General features: G+C 41.4%; 13 protein-coding genes. 3 read left to right on the forward strand and 10 right to left on the reverse strand.

Features of this window, described 5'->3' with window-relative positions; genetic code table 11:
- Positions 1-32 precede the first annotated feature (32 nt).
- The 10 genes from AC1HJP_RS00890 to AC1HJP_RS00935 form a co-directional block, all read right to left on the reverse strand.
- Positions 33-734, reverse strand: a complete 702-nt coding sequence (locus tag AC1HJP_RS00890) for a transporter substrate-binding domain-containing protein (RefSeq protein WP_480359736.1) — start codon at positions 732-734, stop codon at positions 33-35.
- 188 nt (positions 735-922) lie between these two features.
- Positions 923-3,211, reverse strand: coding sequence for a catalase/peroxidase HPI (gene katG, locus AC1HJP_RS00895; RefSeq protein ID WP_480359737.1), 2,289 nt, complete (start codon positions 3,209-3,211; stop codon positions 923-925).
- Between the two features lie 278 nt (positions 3,212-3,489).
- A complete protein-coding gene (locus AC1HJP_RS00900; protein ID WP_480359738.1) occupies positions 3,490-5,397 on the reverse strand; it encodes a putative bifunctional diguanylate cyclase/phosphodiesterase in 1,908 nt (635 codons plus the stop codon).
- Positions 5,390-6,985 (reverse strand): diguanylate cyclase domain-containing protein, encoded by a 1,596-nt coding sequence (locus AC1HJP_RS00905; RefSeq protein ID WP_480359739.1) that lies wholly within the window; start codon positions 6,983-6,985, stop codon positions 5,390-5,392. The genes AC1HJP_RS00900 and AC1HJP_RS00905 overlap by 8 nt, the downstream gene beginning before the upstream one ends.
- Entirely contained in the window at positions 6,978-7,421 is a 444-nt protein-coding gene (locus AC1HJP_RS00910) for a hypothetical protein (RefSeq protein WP_480359740.1), read from the reverse strand. The genes AC1HJP_RS00905 and AC1HJP_RS00910 overlap by 8 nt, the downstream gene beginning before the upstream one ends.
- Positions 7,422-7,423: 2 nt before the next feature.
- A complete protein-coding gene (locus AC1HJP_RS00915) occupies positions 7,424-8,659 on the reverse strand; it encodes a hypothetical protein (protein ID WP_480359742.1) in 1,236 nt (411 codons plus the stop codon).
- Positions 8,660-8,811: 152 nt separating this feature from the next.
- Entirely contained in the window at positions 8,812-9,537 is a 726-nt protein-coding gene (locus AC1HJP_RS00920) for a YebC/PmpR family DNA-binding transcriptional regulator (protein WP_421963982.1), read from the reverse strand.
- Positions 9,538-9,644: 107 nt separating this feature from the next.
- Complete coding sequence (locus AC1HJP_RS00925) at positions 9,645-10,241, reverse strand: HAD family hydrolase (RefSeq protein WP_480359743.1); 597 nt, start codon at positions 10,239-10,241, stop codon at positions 9,645-9,647.
- 131 nt (positions 10,242-10,372) lie between these two features.
- Positions 10,373-10,867, reverse strand: a complete 495-nt coding sequence (locus AC1HJP_RS00930) for a DUF6702 family protein (protein WP_480359744.1) — start codon at positions 10,865-10,867, stop codon at positions 10,373-10,375.
- 3 nt (positions 10,868-10,870) lie between these two features.
- On the reverse strand, positions 10,871-13,303 hold the full coding sequence (locus AC1HJP_RS00935) for a M1 family metallopeptidase (RefSeq protein WP_480359745.1): 2,433 nt from the start codon (positions 13,301-13,303) through the stop codon (positions 10,871-10,873).
- Between the two features lie 450 nt (positions 13,304-13,753).
- On the opposite strand from AC1HJP_RS00935, the gene AC1HJP_RS00940 reads away from it, so the two are divergent.
- From AC1HJP_RS00940 to AC1HJP_RS00950, 3 genes are read left to right on the forward strand one after another with little or no spacing between them, the layout of a single operon-like run.
- Positions 13,754-13,993, forward strand: a complete 240-nt coding sequence (locus AC1HJP_RS00940; protein ID WP_138479289.1) for a hypothetical protein — start codon at positions 13,754-13,756, stop codon at positions 13,991-13,993.
- Between the two features lie 54 nt (positions 13,994-14,047).
- On the forward strand, positions 14,048-15,262 hold the full coding sequence (gene sbcD, locus AC1HJP_RS00945; RefSeq protein ID WP_480359746.1) for an exonuclease subunit SbcD: 1,215 nt from the start codon (positions 14,048-14,050) through the stop codon (positions 15,260-15,262).
- Positions 15,259-18,915 (forward strand): AAA family ATPase, encoded by a 3,657-nt coding sequence (locus AC1HJP_RS00950; protein ID WP_480359747.1) that lies wholly within the window; start codon positions 15,259-15,261, stop codon positions 18,913-18,915. Before sbcD ends, AC1HJP_RS00950 begins: the two co-directional genes overlap by 4 nt.
- Position 18,916: the final 1 nt, after the last annotated feature.

Genomic DNA, 18,916 nt, shown 5'->3' on the forward strand with positions numbered 1-18,916 from the left:
GAGATTGAAGTATGGCTGTAACTAAGAAAGGACTAAGGTTTATTGTATTTGCTTTTATGCTGCTTTCTTGCTTTGTCTATTTCTTGCCAAATTTGCTGAACAAGATGGGGGTTTTGTTTATAAAAATGTTTGTTAAATGGTAAATACCAAACAGTATCCAATAATTGTTCTTTGGAGGGGGTAATAATATTAGTGAGTTGATTTTCATAAAGTAGATGAAGGCCAATTAAGCGTTCTACCACATACCCATCTAATTTGCCTTGCGCCACCATTTTGAGACCTAATTCAGGTTCATATTGAAATGGGCTTAACCAATTTCTTTGATTCAATTCTTGCCAAACAACATACCCTAATGGCGCACCAAGTCCTTTATTTGGTAAATAGTCAGTCAGCGAAAATGTTGACGCTTGTTTTATAAAAACAGGGTAAGTTGCCGTCCAGAGATGGCCGTTTTTGTAATTCGGAAAAGCGTACTCTTTGTCTCTTTTTGGAGTTTTTATCATGGCAAATAAAGCATGGCTGTTACCTGCCTTGACATCTTTTTGACAGCGATTCCATGGTTTGCCATCGAATTGCACGCTTACTTTGGCATTTTCAGCGGCAGTTTTTATGATATCGGTTAATAGTCCTTTAGCTTGGTTGTTTTCTTGATAGATGTATGGCGGGTAATTGCTGGCTTCATGACAAATTTTAAGCGTTGTACGAGCATAGCTGTTTGATGAAGTAAAACACATGAAAATTACCGTACTCAAGTACAAGGCATGCTTTAAGTTCATTCTGGAGAAGCTAGTCGCTATCATCAACAAGGTGTTTTTTGTGGTTATTTTATACAGACTATAGTTAATTTTGTATATTAACTCTACAAGTTAGCGGCTTTTTGATGAAGAAAGAGCAAGAGTGAACCTCTTGCTCTGTGAGAGTCTTAAAGGTTGTGTCTTAAATCAAAGCGGTCAAGTTGCATTACTTTGTGCCAAGCCTTGGCAAAATCATCTGCAAACTTTTGCTTTGCATTATCATAGGCATAAACTTCCGCAATGGCCCTGAGTTCAGAGTTTGAACCGAACACAAGATCTACCGTAGTCGCAGTATATTGTTTCTGTCCACTCTTACGGTTAAAGCCTTCATATAAGCCTTCTTGAGCTGACTTTTTCCAAACAGTCGACATATCCAATAGATTAACGAAGAAGTCGTTGCTCAAAGCGCCTACATTATCAGTGAATACGCCATGGCTACTGCCATTACTATTTGCACCTAAGACACGCAGACCTCCTAAAAGCGCCGTCATCTCTGGTACGGTTAAATTAAGCTGATCTGCTTTATCGACTAGCATTTCGGCTGGAGAGCGGTAGCTTTCTGTAGCATTGAAATAGTTCCTAAAGGCATCTGCTTTTGGCTCAAGTAGCGAGAATGAGTTTACATCTGTTTGTGCTTGTGTGGCATCAGTTCTTCCAGGTGTAAAGGGGATTGACACTGTTACGCCAGCATTGTCAGCTGCCTTTTCGACAGCAGCTGCACCACCCAGTACGATGATGTCTGCCATAGACACTTTTTTATTGCCAGATGCTTTTCTGTTGAAATTGCTTTGCACAGTTTTAAGTCTACTTAACACCATGCTCAGTTCATCTGGGTTATTTACTGCCCAGTCTTTTTGTGGTGCTAACATAATGCGCGCACCATTTGCCCCACCTCTCATATCTGACGCTCTAAAGCTTGCAGCTGAGCCCCATGCCGTTCTTATAAGCTGAGGGATGGTTAAACCTGTACGCAGAATATCGCGCTTTAAGTTAGCAATATCTTTTGCATTGACAAGCGTATGCTCGACAGCTGGTACAGGGTCTTGCCAAATTAACGCTTCACTCGGCACATTATCACCAAGGTAGCGAGCTTTTGGACCCATATCTCTATGGGTTAACTTATACCAAGCTTTTGCAAATGCGAGGCGATATTCTTCTGGATTTGCTAAGAAACGCTCTGCTATTTTGCGATATTCAGGATCGTACTTAAGGGCTAAATCAGCGGTAGTCATAACTGGTGAATTAAACTTACCTTTCACATGTGCATCAGGGACTGAAGTATGTAGCGATTCATCGGTTGGGATCCACTGAATTGCACCTGCTGGGCTACGTGTCTGTTGCCACTCAAAGTTAAGTAAGTTTTGTAAATAAAGGGTCGTCCAACGAGTCGGTGCTTGCGTCCAAGCGCCTTCAAGGCCACTGGTCACGGTATCTTCTGAATGACCTTTACCGCATTTATTTTTCCAGCCTAACCCCTGCTCTTCTATGTCAGCGGCACCAGGTTCTTTACCCACACATTGACCTGCTTTGTGTGCACCGTGCATTTTACCAAAGGTATGACCGCCAGCGATTAGTGCAACGGTTTCTTCATCGCTCATAGCCATACGGCCGAAGGCAATGCGAATATTTTTAGCTGAGCCAAGTGGATCAGGCTTTCCTTTCGGACCTTCAGGGTTCACGTAAATTAGACCCATATGTGTTGCCCCAAGAGGACGCTGTAGTTTACCGTCACGCTCTTCGCGGTCACTGGCAAGCATTTCTACTTCAGGGCCCCAATAAACAAGATCTGGTTCCCAGTCGTCAGTTCTTCCGCCGGCAAAACCATAGGTTTTAAATCCCATATTCTCAAGGCCAACTGTACCTGCCAGTATCATTAAGTCACCCCAAGAGATGCTTTCGCCGTACTTTTGCTTTAATGGCCAAAGTAATCTTTTGGCTTTATCTAAATTACCGTTGTCAGGCCAGCTATTCAGTGGGTCAAAACGCATTTGACCGCCATCACCACCGCCACGGCCATCTAGTGTGCGATATGTCCCTGCGCTATGCCATGCTAGGCGGATGAATAATGGTCCGTAGTTCCCCCAGTCTGCTGGCCACCAATCTTGAGATGTAGTGAGTAGCTCATTCATGTCTTTTTTGAGCGCAACCATGTCGAGTTTATTGAATGCGTCTGCATAGTTGAAGTCAGTACCAAGTGGATTTGAGCGGCTGTCATGATCTCTAAGTGGCGACAAATCTAATTGTTCAGGCCACCAAAATTGATTTGATTTAGGTGTACCAACTGCAACATTACCAGTCCCCGTTGCCCCTTTTGGTTTGCTCATTTGGGGCGAACTGGCGCATGCGCCTAAACTTAAAATACCGAGACCAACAAAGGTTGCAAGTACCGACTTACGAAACTGAGTGTGGATCTTCATTATGTTCATCCTGTGCGTTAAATTACGTTCAACTTGATTGGCGTTAAGTGACAACTAGAATGAAACGTAAAACTTCTTTAATACCCAACTTTAGGGGAGAGTTTTGAAATCACGTTTCGTTCTTTCATGTATCAAATTTTTGCACCCAAGCGTTCGACTTGTTTACATCAGAATTGAGTATAGAAGGGGATTGAGTTTTTTATAAATTGATTAATTAGATTCATATGTTCAAAAAAAACAATGAAGAGATGTTGTCATATTTGGCATAAGAAATACGCTCAACTGGCTTTACTGTGTTTAGGCCAATTTATTAAAAATTGGCAAAAAGCTTGTTGAGGAATAGGCTTTGACCAGTAGTAGCCTTGACCATATCGACAGCCTAGTTGCATTAAAATATTGGCAGTGCTCTTATCTTCGATACCCTCAGCAATATTCTCAATACCAATTGCATGGCTCATTTTCAATATGGCATCTACTAAGTGGTATTGATTGCGTTCATGCATCATATTTTTGATAAAGGATTGATCAATTTTTAGAGTCGAAGCATTGAACTTGGTTAAGTAATTTAAGTTCGAGTAACCAGTACCAAAATCATCAATAGAAATCGAAATACCCTGAGAAACCATTTGGTGAATTTGTGCCTGTATGTTTTTCTCGTCTTCAATGAATAGTGACTCAGTGATTTCAATATCGAGGTAAGAGGGGTCTAGTTTTTGTTGTTTTAAGGATTTTAATACTAAACTGCCAAAATTGCCTTTTTTAAACTGTTCCGCTGAGGCATTGACAGATACCCCAAGCTGATTAAAACCGAGCTGGTGCCAAGTAAGGCAATCTTTAGCTGCTTGTTTGACTACCCAGATCCCTATTTCATTAATTAATCCAGAGGCCTCTGCAACAGGAATGAAAACAGAAGAAGGCATTAATGTGTTATCTGGTAGGCGCCAGCGGATCAGCGCTTCTACCCCAGCAATGGTATTGCTACTCAGTTCAATCTTGGGTTGATAATAGAGCTCAAACTCTTGCTGTTCAATGGCTCGTTTTAACCCAGCTAGCATAGCCAGTCTCGCTTTACTTTGTTGTTCCATCTCTAAATCAAAAAACGCGTACTGGTTATGGCCCATTTGCACTGCTTTTGTTAAAGCTGTGTGTGCTCTGCGTAATAGCGCATCATAGTGATTGCCATCATGAGGGGCTATTGCAATACCTATGCAGGCCGATACTTCTACTTCGTATTGCTCGACGTAATTGCTAAAAAAAGTAGTTTGCAACGCTTGGTGAGCAAAAGCTTCTATATCGTGGTAATCAGTTTCATCAATAAAAATAAAAAATTGATTGTTGGAGCTGTGAAAAATTTTGGCGTTATCTTCAGACAATGTGTTCAGTCGTTGTGCAATCATGTTGATTAGCTTGTCACCAATATCAAACCCTAAAGAGGCATTAATGGAGTTTAAGTTATTTAAGGTGAGCACCATTAATGCACTGAGTTGTTCTGCTTGATGATGGCGGTAGATGCGACCTTGGACATATTGCGTACAGGCTATTTCATTAGGCAACAGAGTCAATCTATTCGTCAGTGCTTTTCGCTGAGTTCGAGTTTTATTTCTAAGTGAATTAACGTGCATTTTGATGAGTGTTTCGAGCAACTTGTCAATGTCTTTCGTTAATAAGTAAACCACAGAAGCAAACACAAGCATCATGAGGGCCATGTTATGCGCTTTGCGCCAATCGGCGAACTCAGCCAGTGGAGAGGCTAATAATCCTATGTACTCTGCATAGGCTAAACAATATATGCTGAACACCATAAATGCGGTTGTAGAGATGATGAGTAGCCGACTGTTAAGCATGGCACAAAATACAAGAATACATGGGTAGGCAAGTAAGCTGGTGTCGTAGAGCCCTTCAATATTCCAGGCAAAAAAGAATGCCAACAGGGTCAAAGTCCATATAAAAATACCAGACACCACTGGTAAGGTATCTTCACAGACAAACCAGTGTAAAAATAAAAAGATCCCGAGAGCGACGACAAGGGTGTAAGCGTAGCCTTGTTGATAAATTAATATGTTGAGGATAAAGAACAAGGCCAAAGAAAGACTGATCAGAAGAATAAGTGACTTTAGACGCTTCACCTTACCTGTTGCAATTTGACCAAGAATACTGCTGTAGTCAACACTTTCTCGCCTATTCATACTTGCGCTCTAAAGTTTTATTGGGAGTAGCAAAAGCCAGCGTTCTTCCTCCCCTTGTTTTAGACTCAGGTTTAATGGCATACATGGCTTTATCGGCTAAGTGGATGAGCTCCGGCTTGTGGCTTGTGTCATATGGGTAAAAAGCAGCACCAATACAAAGGCCTACCTGTACATTAGTTTGGTGCGAGATAAGAGTATAAGGCTTAACGATCCGTGTTGTGAGTTGTTCACAGAACACTTCAAAATCAGCTTTGTTGGTGTTTTCTAATACAACCACAAACTCATCGCCTCCCCATCGACAAGCTATCCCATTACTTGGGGTGAGCTGTTTTAACTGATTCGCCACGAATATAAGCACTTCGTCACCTGCATCATGACCATAGATATCATTTACCTGTTTAAAGCCATTGAGATCCATCAAGGCAAAGACGAAAGATGTTTTATTTTTTATGAGTTGATCAATTCTTTTCTCACCAGCATGGCGGTTAGTCATATTGGTTAGGGCGTCATAATCGGCTCGTCGGCTTAATTTATCGAGCTCGTCACGTTTCTTAGATACATCATTGAGTGTGATTTGATAATACGACTTTAAATCATCTGTAATGATGCTAGATACAACCACTTGTAACCAGATGGTTTTATCTTGCTCTTTAAATTTTAGTCGATGCTCACCTATGGCGATTTCATCATTCAAAAATGCACTATTAACAGAGCGAGTCACTAATTCAGGCGTTTCAAATAGATCACTAAGTATAGGGCCATAGTTTTTCTTTATGGGTTGCTCTATCCGTTCTATTAAAGACTTAAAAGCTTTGTTGCTGAGAAGAATATTGCCTCTTGGTTCCATTAAAATGATGGGGGCGACGGAGTTTTCGAATAACAACCTGAAGCGTTTTTCTAAAAGCTCAATTTCAGAGCGTAATAATCGCTCTTGAGAGATTTGCTCTTCTGCTTTTTCTAATAGTAAGTTGATGTCTTCAACTAAATTACCTAGCTCGCTTTTGTCATGAAAAATAGGTTTCTTTAAACGCCTTGCTGTACCAGGGTTTAGTGAGTGCAGACTATTTGCGATAATAAGAATAGGCTTAGTGATGAAGTAAAATGCTATAAAAATAGCAATGGCAGTGACAACAAATGCTTGTATCAGCAAAGAGTTTGATAAGAAGCTTGCTGCATTTTGTGAGTCTTCTTCTATGTAGGCTAAATTGTGCTGAACTTTGATTGTACCTAATGATTCAGAAGGTACAAAAGGTGAATAAACCATAAACTCTGTTTGTTTTGCAGGTTCAGATTTAAAAGCTTTGCTTTGTATTGAGAATAGCTCAGATTCAAAGGATGCAGCTAAAATGGCTTGGTTGTTACTAAGTCCATTAATCACTTCTTTTGCTAATTCTTGATCACCTAAATAGGCCGCAATATTGGCCGTAGGTGCAACGACCTCATAAAGCTGCTCAATGCTGGCCTGAGTTTTATCTAGGTTTTTTTGATACGCTAGTTTAAAAAATACCTGCGATGAAATAAAACCGACAAACACGGCAGCAAAGCTAATTGATATTGCGAGTCTGAGTAATAAGCCACTCTTATTCATACAATTCCAAGATGACTTTTACTTTTTGTTTTTGTTGTTTAGTTAAAGCGTCGCTAAATACATAACCGATGGCATTGGGGTTTTCGGCTATAAAGTTTAAAACCATCTGCTCGTCAGCATATGTTTCTGGAGGGGTAGCTCTACCGGTAAAACGCACTCTAGACCAATACGCATTTACTCTCGATAAAGGCATATTAACGAGCCTTTTGTAGAAAGTTGATTTCAATCCCTCCGGTGTAAGTGTATCTAATGGTTGAGCGGATTGGTTGTCAGGGAAGGCAACATATCGGCCCATATATAAGTCAATTAACTGCTTTTTTGACAGTGAATCTGTAGTATTGTCGGCATGCACAACAATAGAAATAGGCTTAGCCGCTGCCGTATTGATTATGCAGCAAGCGAGTATTAGGGTGAGGAAGATAATTAACTTGTTCATAGCTAAAAAGTAAAACTCACACTAAAAAATAGGGTGGTAAAAGACTCTTTTGGTGCCAATGTATTCATACCTTGATATGACCACAGCGCCCCCCCTTGAGCATCAATATTAGAGTGATCAATTTGTAACTTGAGGGCAATATTGTCTTTCACGTCATATCTGACACCGAGAGAATGGGTTTGTTGATTAGGGCTGAATACACGAAAAGACTCATTAACCGCTAAAATAATCTCCTCAACTTGGTTAGGTAAAAATCGCTGAATATTGACCGCATCGTTAAACTCACTTGGGTCGGACTCTGCGATCGCAAAGGTATAAAATACCTGCCCTTTATCAAAATTGTAGGTCGTACTGATATAACCGCTACTGACAGCTGAAACCACAGATGAATCGCTGTGGAGATGGGCAAACTCGGTTAAAAAAGTCAGTGACCCTAGGCTATATTTTAGTCCTGCAGAGCTAAAATATGCTTTTTTATTGATTAACGAAAAGTCGTTAATAAAAGCAGCTTTATCGGGCCAAATTACGTCAGGTATCTGTTGTAAGCCACCAATAATACTTGCCATGGTCGAAATGTTGTTTTTGGTGCGAGCTTGAGTGTGTTTAAGAGACAGTGTCCAGTCGAATTGACTGAGTTCGAAGGACACACCTAAAACATCATCAATTTTTAGTTCTACATTTTCATTATCAAGGGCAATGTGACTCGAAGATTGACCGCCAAACAGCTTGATACGGTAATCTAACTCATTATGGCTTTTGAAATAGGTAAAATCAGCACCATCTAAGTTGCGATATGGTAACAAACCATAGACTTCTGTTGGCACTTTTGCCCACGGGTAAGCAAAGCCAATATCTCTGTATTCTGTGAGTAAGTATAGGTCAAGTTGTGTTCGACCAACTCTGAGCTCCCAGTCAGGAGCTGGTTTGTATCTCAAAAAAGCTAAGCTAAGCGCGTTGTCTAAAGTGACCTTTTTTTGCCCGCGATAAATTAACTGGGTGACGAGGTCGAAATCACGAAATAAAGATATGTCAGCTTGAATGCCTAAAGAACTAATGGCACTAAAGTCTAAACTATCTTCAAAGTTGTCATTATCTCGTGAGATATCAGTTCTAAAGCGATAGGTGTCAGAATTGGAATGGACGGCTCCTATGTTGCCAAAGCCGCTGATGGTTGCACGCTCAGCACAAATACCAAAAAAGCTTGATAGACATAATAAAGCGTACAGAAATCGCAACATCTAACATCTCACCGATAATTTATATAAACGCAGTAAATAAATTATAGCGGATGTTTGGCTTTTCGAAATGAAATGAGTAAGTTTTCAGCGCCTTGTGTGGCTTAAATCAAAAAAGGAGCCAATTGGCTCCTTTTAAATGCATTTTGCGAAGATTACTTGTTCACAATCGCATTGTGGTAGATATTTTGCACATCATCACAATCTTCTAGCATGGTCATGAATTTTTCAAAGTTAGCTAGGTCGTCTTCGTCTGTGATCTCAACATGTGTTTGTGGCACAAACGTGATTTCATCTACTTCAAAGTTGATGCCTTCGAATGCTTCTGTTAATGCTGTTTTCGCTTTGAAGTATTCAGTGTGAGGCGCGAATACAGATACTTTACCGTCTTCAACTTCAACGTCAGTTACATCAACATCAGCCATCATTAATGCTTCAAGCACCACTTCATCATCGTCGCCATCAAAGCCTAAAATAGCTAAGTGATCGAACATGTGAGCTACACAACCCGGGCTGCCGATTTTCGAATCTGTTTTTGTGAATGGCAGGCGTACATCTTTGATAGTACGATTCGGGTTATCTGTTAAACAGTCAACGATAACCATACAGTTACCAGGACCGTAACCTTCGTAACGTGCTGGAGAATAGTCTTCACCTGCACCACCCGCTGCTTTCTCAACGGCTTTGTCGATAACGTGTGCTGGTACTTGGTCTTTCTTCGCTTTTTCGATTAGACGACGTAAAGATAGGTTTGTTTCAGGATCTGCACCGCCGTTTTTAGCTACAACGTAGATTTCCTTACCGTATTTAGAGTTAACTTTGGTTTTTGCCGCCGCCGTTTTTGCCATGGCGTTTTTGCGGACTTCAAATGCTCTGCCCATCTTAATTCTCGTGTTATGAATTTAAAAAATTGCCCAGATTCTAGCAAGACTGAAGGCTTTGAGCTAGAGGGCTGCGAGAATAGCGGCATATTTTTAAAAACCAAACGTTACGGAAGGACTAATTTAGTCAATTGCGAAAAGTGCTCGATTGTATGCGTCGCTGCATCTGCGTAGTCAGGGCGCGCATCAAGAATATATAAACAACTGTCCATTTGCGCATTGTCTGCAGCCTGAATATCAAACAAAAAATCGCCAACGTAGATACACTGCGAAGGGGTTACTTGCCAATTATCAGCAACTTGCAGTAGCGCGGTTGGATCAGGTTTAGCGGGGGCATCGTCTCGGGTGAGTACAATATCGAACTCAAGACCGGTTTTCTCCAGCTTCAGTTGTGCTGCGTGTTGGCAGTTACGCGTTACTACCGCCATCTTGATATTTTGCTCTGCCAGCGCTGCAAGACACTCTACAACACCTGGCATTAACACAGCTGATTCAGCATCTTGGTATTCATGACTTAAGACAATATCCATGGCAGCTTGAGCTTCAACCTCTGGTAACTGTTCAATATAGGTCAATAAATCTATGTGTTCAGTACATCCGATTTCGGCGCGAATATGTTTAAAGTTTAAAGAAGAACTTACTAGCGTGTTGTCTAAATCAAAGATAACACCTTGGTACTTTGCATTTGCTGCAGTTTGAGTCATAAAGGAGAGTGGTCTTATTGAGCGTAATTGAAGTATATACGAAAAGATTAAAAGGTTGGATTAGGGCTGAAAGATAAGGGGCTGAAAAAAAAGCAGAGCGTGGGCTCTGCTTCTGATAAAAGTAAAAGCGGTTACTTATCAAAATGCACGGTGAGCCAGTTGTCTTCACCATCAAAATGTAAGGTTTTTACTTTGCCTTTACCTTCGAAGTTGACCATGTTGACTTGATCTGCCCAAACGTCTCTTAGTGCACCATGTTGCATTCGTAACGCTTTGAAATCTTCAGGGATCTGCGTTTCTTGATAAACCCAAAAAAACTTTCCATCAACTTCCTGACCGACCAATGAAAGCTTGAGAGGTGTCTTGTCTGCTAACTGTAAAGCCACTTTACGATTTACATATTGTGCAAATTCGGCTCTATCATCAGCGTGCTTAAACAGATCGGCGTGACCGCCTATCAAGGTCTCTACAGCGTGCTCAGTATCGTGCAGATAAAAGCGATGCATGAGCTCAAGATTACCCGTACGCTCATTGATCAATACGGTTGTCATTGCAGCTTTTAACTGGTGAGCGGCGACTTGACCGCTCAACAGTAAAAGTAAGCTGGCAGCAAGCCAAGCTCTCATGGATTAATCCTTCTTCTCTTTTTCGTCATTGTCATCTTTTTTCAACTCAGTTTTGATGTCATGCATGATATCACGACGTACTTTGGCTGAGCTCTTCTTACGCTTATACACTTCTAAGCGTGAAGGAATGATCTGACGCGGGTAATGGTTGTTCTCAATGTCGACATCGGCAGTTTCCCAGCGAGGGTCAACCACAATAGACTTTAACGGCTTGTCTTTGTCAGTGATGATTAACTTGCTCACTTTATTCGGGCTACGACGCCAAATCTCAGCCGGTAGCATACGCTCTTCAGTCGAACCGTCTTGATATGTTAGCTCTAGAATGATTGGCATCACCAAGCCACCTAGGTTGCTAAACTCCATGACATAATAGTTTTTGTCTTCTTCAACCGCTCTATCTAGGGCTTTACGCTCCCAAGGTTTAAGCTTTTTCAAGAAGCTCTGATACGCATTTCGCTCTTTGTTGGTCACCGTAAAGCGGTCATTTTCATCGTAGAAGTCTGACACGTCTTTGTTTTTATCAATCCAAAGCTCGCGGCCTTCTTCTTGGTTACGCTTGTTGAACAGTGACATAGGCTTGCTCTGTTCGAATTCACGTAAACGTGCATAGTCAATGTCTGGGTTCTTAGTATCAATACGTAATTGATAAACCTTGTCTAGCGAGATATCAACATGGTCAGTAGTATAGAACCAGCCACGCCAAAACCAGTCTAAATCGACACCTGATGCTTCTTCCATGGTTCTAAAGAAATCAGCAGGGGTTGGACGTTTGTATTTCCAACGCTGCGCATATTCTTTAAACGCAAAGTCGAACAGTTCACGGCCTAGAATCACCTCACGCAGAATATTCAGTGCCGCTGCTGGTTTAGTATATGCATTCGGACCTAGATTCAATACGCTGTCTGACTGCGTCATAATCGGCACTTGGTTTTGAGACTTCATGTAAGGCACGATGTCACGCGGCTCTACGCCCCAAGGAATGTTTGGATCCCATTCACGGCCAGCGACGCCATCTAAGAAGCTGTTAAGGCCTTCATCCATCCAAGTCCATTGACGCTCATCTGAGTTAACGATCATTGGGAAGTAAATATGACCAATTTCGTGGATAACAACGCCAATCAAGAAACGCTTTTCGGCTTGTGAGTAAGTGCGTGAGCCATCATCTCTTAGTTCTGTACGCGGACCATTGAAGGTGATCATTGGGTATTCCATACCGCCTACAGGACCGTTCACTGACTGAGCAACTGGATATGGGTAATCAAATGAGAAGCGAGAGTACACTTCCATGGTGTGGATCACAGACTCTGTTGAGTATTTTTTCCAAAGGTCGCCACCCTCTTTCGGGAAGAAAGACATCGCCATTACTAGCGGTTGCTCTTTACCGCCTTGTTGATAGCCTTTGGCATCCCACATAAACTTACGAGAGGATGCCCAAGCAAAATCGCGTACATTTTCTGCTTCGAAATGCCAAGTTTTGGTTTTGTCTGTGCCAGCTTTTTCGTTCTCAATCGCTTCTGCTTCAGTCACAACAAACACGGGACGTTTTGCAGTTTCTGCTTCTTTCAAACGCTTTAGTTGTGTTTTTGTCAGTACCTTTTTAGCGTTTTTCAGCTCACCTGTCGATGAAACAATGTGGTCTGCAGGTACGGTGATCTCTACATCATAATCACCAAACTCCAGTGTAAATTCTCCACGACCTAAAAACGCTTTGTTTGTCCAAGCTTCATAGTCAGTAAAAGCGGTAAGACGCGGGAACCACTGCGCCAGTAAGAAAATATCATTGCCATCTTCTTCGAAGTGTTCATAGCCTGAGCGCGCGCCAACGGCATCTTCTTCAACAATGTTAAAGGCAAAATCAAGGCTGAACTCTGTCGACTTGCCTGGCTTTAATGGCTCGTTTAAATCGATACGCATCATAGTATCGACAATCGTAACTTTTAGTGGTTTGCCGTCTTCGTCTTTGACATCACTGATCACAAAACCCAGCTCAGTGTCATCCATAAATTGTTGGCGACGAAGTTGGTTTAAGCTGATTTTTGCTGGTTTTGCTGCAGGATTGCTTTGCAGGCTATTTTTGAATGTAGCGCTTCGCTCAGCAAGTGAGTCTTGCTTAAAAATATTTTGGTCTAGTTGCATCCAAAGATATTTTAGCGTGTAAGGTGAGTTGTTTTTGTATTCGATACTTTGTTCAGCGGTTAAACGGCGTTGTTTTTCGTCTAATACAACGTCAATGTCGTAATCGACTTTTTGTTGCCAATAACGTTCGCCAGGCTCACCAGCTGCGTTACGGTAGACGTTTGGTGTTGGCAGTACTTCGTCTAATTGACGAAACTTATCTACAAAGTTGCCTTTGGTTTGCTCAACAGCACTGGCAACCGCTAAGCTTGATGCCATAAGCGGTATACACAGTGACAAGGCACTGGTTATTTTTTTCATTATGTTTTCCTACACTACCCAAGATGTGGTTGTTCAGCACTTATTCTATGTAAGTTTGTGAACGAGAGAATGTTTTGCATTTGCATAACAAATTGAGCGTCGCAAAAGCATAAAGAAAATGCAATTAAATTGAGATAAAGTAACACTTTATTGTCTTTTAGCTACTTTTTATGCGGTTTGTTCCACTAAAGTACAAGTTCGAAATTCTTCGATATCAACGAAAATATGAGCAGAAAACAACAGCAGCTAATTCATCTTACGTTTATTTTGGTGGTTTATGCTGAGTATTAACAAATTTGATCAAAAAACCTTAGTTTGACTGTTGATATTTACTGCGAATTGTCTTTAAATTCGCGCTCTTTGATTTTTGAGCAAATAGTTACGTTAAAAAGTTGGCGTTAGTTTTGCTCTGTATAGTGTACCCGTTTACAGTAAAATGTGGTGAGCAATATGGATTTCTACATCCTGAAAAAGCAAGACAAGCTGGTGGCTATTCCAGCTGATGAACAAAATTGCAAACAGTATTTAGAAGATGGCTACTTTTATGTTGATAAAGTTGCCGCTTGTAACGAAAAATCAGCACTAGAAGTGTTGCAAAGTAAACAAACAAAAGTGTTTAAAACACCGGTTTTGTTGTTTTTACTGGCTTTGCCTGTTATTGCCTTTATTTGGTGGCAAATTACCCGTTAAACAAATACTTAAAGCAGTGGTATAGTAGCGCTTCAATGCGAAAGGGAGCGCTACATGAAAGTATTACACACCTCTGATTGGCACTTAGGTCAACAGTTTTACGAACATCACCGAGTTCAAGAGCATCAGCATTTTCTTGATTGGTTGGTAACAACATTACAACAACAGGCGATTGACTTATTGCTTGTTGCCGGTGATATCTATCATACAGCAACCCCTCCCTCTTCTGCTGAGCAACAACTTTACCAATTTATAAAGCAAGCCAAACAGGCATGCCCTGAGTTACATATTGTTATTATTGCCGGTAACCATGATTCAGCGAATCGCATTGAGACCGCTAAACCTCTTTTAAAGCAATTTGACACCCATGTTATTGGCCGATACGACAAAGCAGACCCTGCAACTTGCTTAGTGAATATTGAAACTGAGAAGGGTCAGGCACAAGTGGTCGCAATGCCCTTTTTACGCCCTGCTGATGTCACGCTCGATACACAAAATGATAAGGCCTATCAGCAAGGTGTGGCGCAAGCTTACCAATCTGTTATTGAACTGTGTGAAGAAAACACAGCTCCAATTATTGTTATGGGACACCTGCACGCCAAAGGCGGCACCATTAGTGAAGATTCAGAGAGAAACATTAGTATCGGCGGTTTTGATGCGGTAACCGCAGAAGTGTTTACCGATAAGGCTGATTATGTTGCGCTCGGCCATCTTCACAAAGCCCAAGTGGTAGCAAAATGCGACGCAAAGCGATATTGCGGTACGCCTATGCCGATGTCATTTTCAGAAAAAAATTATCAACACCAAGTTTTGGTGTGCGAATTTAATGGCAAAACATGTGAAAGCGTAAACCCCCTTTACACACCAAGGCTTAGAGAGCTTATAGTACTTCCTGAAAAAGGCGGGGCGGATATTGATGCACTTTGCAATGAAATCGAACAGCTAGATTTAACATCGCATGCAGCAAGCCCTTATCTTCGCTTACGACTTAATGCCAGCGAGACCGATAGCCAGTTTAGGGAGAAGATTTCATTAAGCCTAAAAGATAAAGACATTTTATTTTGTGGCATTGAGCGTGTTCAAGATGTGCAAAAGCATGACGATGAAGTAATTTTCCAAGATTTAGGTCAAGTCGAAAAATTAAACCCACTCGATTTGCTAGACATGGTTTTTAAGCAGCAGGTCGATTCAGAGCAGGACTTACCCGCAAATTTAGCTGATTGTTTAGCTGAGGTATTAAATGACATGGAAGAGGAGCAAAACGCGTGAAATTACTAAAAATAACAATCACAAATTTGGCTTCTATTACTCACGCTGATATTGATTTTGAAAAAGCGCCCTTAGAGCAAGCTGGATTATTTGCCATTACTGGTGACACAGGCGCTGGTAAAAGCACCCTGTTAGATGCTATTTGTTTAGCCCTCTATGCAAAAACAGCCCGTTTAAAAAATGACTTAAAAAACACGGTGTCGTTTAATGGTGATGATATTAAATTAAACGACCCAAGAAACCTACTTCGTAGAGGTTGCGCTGAGGGCTCTGCTGAAGTGACTTTTTTAGGTCAAGATGGTGAGCGCTATTTAGCAAAATGGTCTGTTGCCCGAGCGCGTAAAAAAGTCTCTGGTAAACTCAAGACACCAGAGCACGAGATTATCCGCCTTAGTGACGAAACCTTGTTGGCCCATAAAAGCGCAGCGGTTAAAACGGTCGAGCAATTAATCGGTCTTAGCTTTGATCAATTTACCCGTACTGTATTACTTGCTCAGCATGAGTTTGCCGCATTTTTAAAAGCCAGTAGCGATGAGCGCGCACAACTTTTAGAGTGTTTGACTGCGACCGATAAATTCAGTCGTATTGGTCAGCTGATCTTTGAAAAACATAAAGAAAAAAAAGCAGAGCTAGAACGGTTAAAAGATAGCTTAAGTGCCTATGTGCTATTAACCGATGAGCAACTTGAGCAATTAACCCTTGAGGCGCAAAATCACCAACAGCAGTTAGATGAATTAAGAGCGCAGCAAGCTCAGCACAAGTCGTCATTGCAATGGCTAGCAGAGTCAGCCCAATTGCGAACTCAATTAGCGCAAACAGAGCTGGCTATTCAAGAAACAGAAGCGAAACTGACAGAAAAAGCACACATATTTAATGAAGCAGAGCAAGCACAAGCCGCTTTTGAGATTGCCGATAATCGCCAACAATGGACGACAACAAAAAACAACTTAAGTGCACTAGAATTAAAGCAAAACGAGCTCAAAGAAAAAGATTTTGCTGCGCAAATCCAGCAAGCACAAGACGCGTCGAACAAGGCGTCTGATACGCTAAAACAGACCGAGATCTATGTATCAGAGCAGCAGCAAGTACTTGTAGAGGTTAGAGAGCTTGATACGAAAATCGCGAATTCGGATTCAGTATTACAACAGGTCTTAAAGCAACAGAGTGAGGTTGAGCAACAGCAGGCTAAGCTTTCAGTAGAACAGCAAAATACCAATACGCAATTACAACAAGTTCAGCAACAAAGTAACGAATTAGAGTCGTTATTAACTGCCAGTAGCAGCTTACAAGGTACAGTTGAAAACTGGTCTCACCTCAAAGGCTTGTTAGATAATATCGTAGATAAACAATCTCAGTCTCAGCGTACGCGCGTTGCATTACAAAATGCCCAAAAGCAGCATCAAGAAAACACCCAAAAAGCTGAGCCGCTCAAGTCTGGGTTATCACAATTACAATCACAATTGATTTCGGGGAAAACGTCAATTGATGTACTCCAGCAGCAAGTTGAACAGTTAAACATCGATGATTTGCAATCGGCAAATCATCGGCTGCAACACGTGATAGCTTTGATGCAGCACATTTCAGATATCAGTGCGGAGCAGTTACAACAACAATCTTCAATGGCAAGTAACTTCCAAAAGAAACAAGCCATTGAAGTGCAAATGGCTGATACAGAGCAACAAAAAGAGCTAAGTAAGCAACGGGTACAAGTGACTCGAGATAGCCTAACGCAAGTTCAACTCCGTGCAAGCGAGAGCATTAGCGCATTACGTGCAGAACTAAAGCCAGGTCATGAATGTATGGTGTGTGGCTCAAAAGAGCATCCCTATGCGGTTGATCATATTGATAGCCATTGGGCAAACTTACTAAATGACTTTGCTACTCAACATAAACAGGCTGAGCAAGCTTACGAACAAGCGATGCAACGTAGCCAAGTTCATTTTACTGAATTTGAAAAAGTGAACGCAAGATATCAAGAAAGCAAACTGCAACATCAGCGTTTAATGAGCAAAGCATCTGACCTGCAAGGGCAACTTGAAGAATTTAGTGAATACCAAGGTTGGTCGCTGCAGCAATGTTTAGATCACCAACAAACGCTTCTACAGCAGCAACAGCACTTCACAGGTCTTCAGTCGCAATTGCAAAAAGCGTGGCACACTCAACAAGAACAGCAAAAGTTGTTTGAGCAACAACAAGCGCAGTTAAATGCCATCACACAGCAAGCCACTGACCTTTCTCATCAGATTGAACAACAGCAAAATACACTTACTCAACTTTCGCAAGAAATAAATCGTGCGCAGCAACAAGCGTGTGATTATTATGCCGATGAAACATGGTGGACGCAGTTTGAAAATGCCCCACAAGATGCTTTGGCTTCTTTAACAAAAGCGGTTGATGAGTTTAAAAATAATAAAGAGAAACTCGCTCAGCTTCAGCAGTCTCAACAAGCATTAACGCTGCAGCTGAATCATTTACAAGAATCAGCTGTGAATGTTTCAGAGCAGTTAAACGGCATTAACAGCACAGTTGAAAATGCGCGCTCAGAGAAGTTGAGCTTTGAGCAAGCAAGGTTTGAGCGTTTACCACAAGAGGTCAGCGCTGATGAATGGCAAGAAAAGTGTCAGGCACAATTAAAAACAAGGCAACATGATTTAAATGCTTGCTCTGAACAATTGAAGCAGATCTTGCAAGCTGAAAAAGATAAAGAAAAAGATCTGACCAATATAGCTGAGCAGATCGAGATTTTACTAACTCAAAAAGCCGCACTTGAGTCGCGCTTTGAACAATGGCTTAATGAAAAGTCACAGATCTATGCTGACTTGAATGAAGAGCGGGTTTCATACTTACTCACGCTTCCAAAAGCGGACATTCAACAAACCTTGTCTGAGTTTAAACAGTTGTCGCACAGTAAAGTAGAGCTATCAGGCAAGTTAAGTCATTTAAAAGAGAGCTTGCATACGAATTTAGCGAAAGCGCTGACAGAGCTAACTGAGCAACAAATTAATGAGCAGTTAGTAATTTTAGAGTCTCAGTTTCAACAAATGCAACAACACTGGCTGAGTGTGAACACGCAACTTGAACAGCATCACAAAAATGTCGAAAAACTGGCAACTGAGCAGCAAAAGCTCAATACGCTTCAGGCTAAGTATGAATATTGGCACTTGCTTGATAAATTACTCGGTGATGCCACGGGTAAAAAGCTGCGTAATATTGCGCAAACTCAAACATTAAAAATCTTACTGCAATATGCTAACCAGCACTTAGCGAGTCTATCGAAGCGCTATCGCCTGACTGTGATAGGTCACTCTTTGAATATTGCTATCATTGATAAAGATATGGCCGATGAGCAGCGCTCTGTGAATACGCTTTCTGGTGGTGAGTCTTTCTTAGTTTCTCTTGCTTTGGCGTTAGGATTAGCTTCACTTTCATCAAACAAAGTAAATATTGGTTCGCTATTCATTGATGAGGGCTTTGGCACGTTAGATCCTGAAACCTTGAGTGTGGCGCTAGATGCTTTAGATGCTCTGCAAGCACAAGGTAGAAAAGTGGGCGTGATCTCACATGTAAGCGAAATGTCAGAACGTGTTGCCACGCAAGTGCAAGTTAAAAAGCAGCCCGGCGGTTATTCGAATGTATTAATAAAAGGTGCTTAAT

The sequence above is a fragment of the Pseudoalteromonas sp. NFXS53 genome (genome assembly GCF_056629255.1).

Bases quoted from the DNA above. Each gene is read 5' to 3' on its own strand.
- AC1HJP_RS00890 (WP_480359736.1), bottom strand. From the start codon at position 734: ATGTGTTTTACTTCATCAAACAGCTATGCTCGTACAACGCTTAAAATT.
- katG (WP_480359737.1), bottom strand. From the start codon at position 3,211: ATGAAGATCCACACTCAGTTTCGTAAGTCGGTACTTGCAACCTTTGTT.
- AC1HJP_RS00900 (WP_480359738.1), bottom strand. From the start codon at position 5,397: ATGAATAGGCGAGAAAGTGTTGACTACAGCAGTATTCTTGGTCAAATT.
- AC1HJP_RS00905 (WP_480359739.1), bottom strand. From the start codon at position 6,985: ATGAATAAGAGTGGCTTATTACTCAGACTCGCAATATCAATTAGCTTT.
- AC1HJP_RS00910 (WP_480359740.1), bottom strand. From the start codon at position 7,421: ATGAACAAGTTAATTATCTTCCTCACCCTAATACTCGCTTGCTGCATA.
- AC1HJP_RS00915 (WP_480359742.1), bottom strand. From the start codon at position 8,659: ATGTTGCGATTTCTGTACGCTTTATTATGTCTATCAAGCTTTTTTGGT.
- AC1HJP_RS00920 (WP_421963982.1), bottom strand. From the start codon at position 9,537: ATGGGCAGAGCATTTGAAGTCCGCAAAAACGCCATGGCAAAAACGGCG.
- AC1HJP_RS00925 (WP_480359743.1), bottom strand. From the start codon at position 10,241: ATGACTCAAACTGCAGCAAATGCAAAGTACCAAGGTGTTATCTTTGAT.
- AC1HJP_RS00930 (WP_480359744.1), bottom strand. From the start codon at position 10,867: ATGAGAGCTTGGCTTGCTGCCAGCTTACTTTTACTGTTGAGCGGTCAA.
- AC1HJP_RS00935 (WP_480359745.1), bottom strand. From the start codon at position 13,303: ATGAAAAAAATAACCAGTGCCTTGTCACTGTGTATACCGCTTATGGCA.
- AC1HJP_RS00940 (WP_138479289.1), top strand. From the start codon at position 13,754: ATGGATTTCTACATCCTGAAAAAGCAAGACAAGCTGGTGGCTATTCCA.
- sbcD (WP_480359746.1), top strand. From the start codon at position 14,048: ATGAAAGTATTACACACCTCTGATTGGCACTTAGGTCAACAGTTTTAC.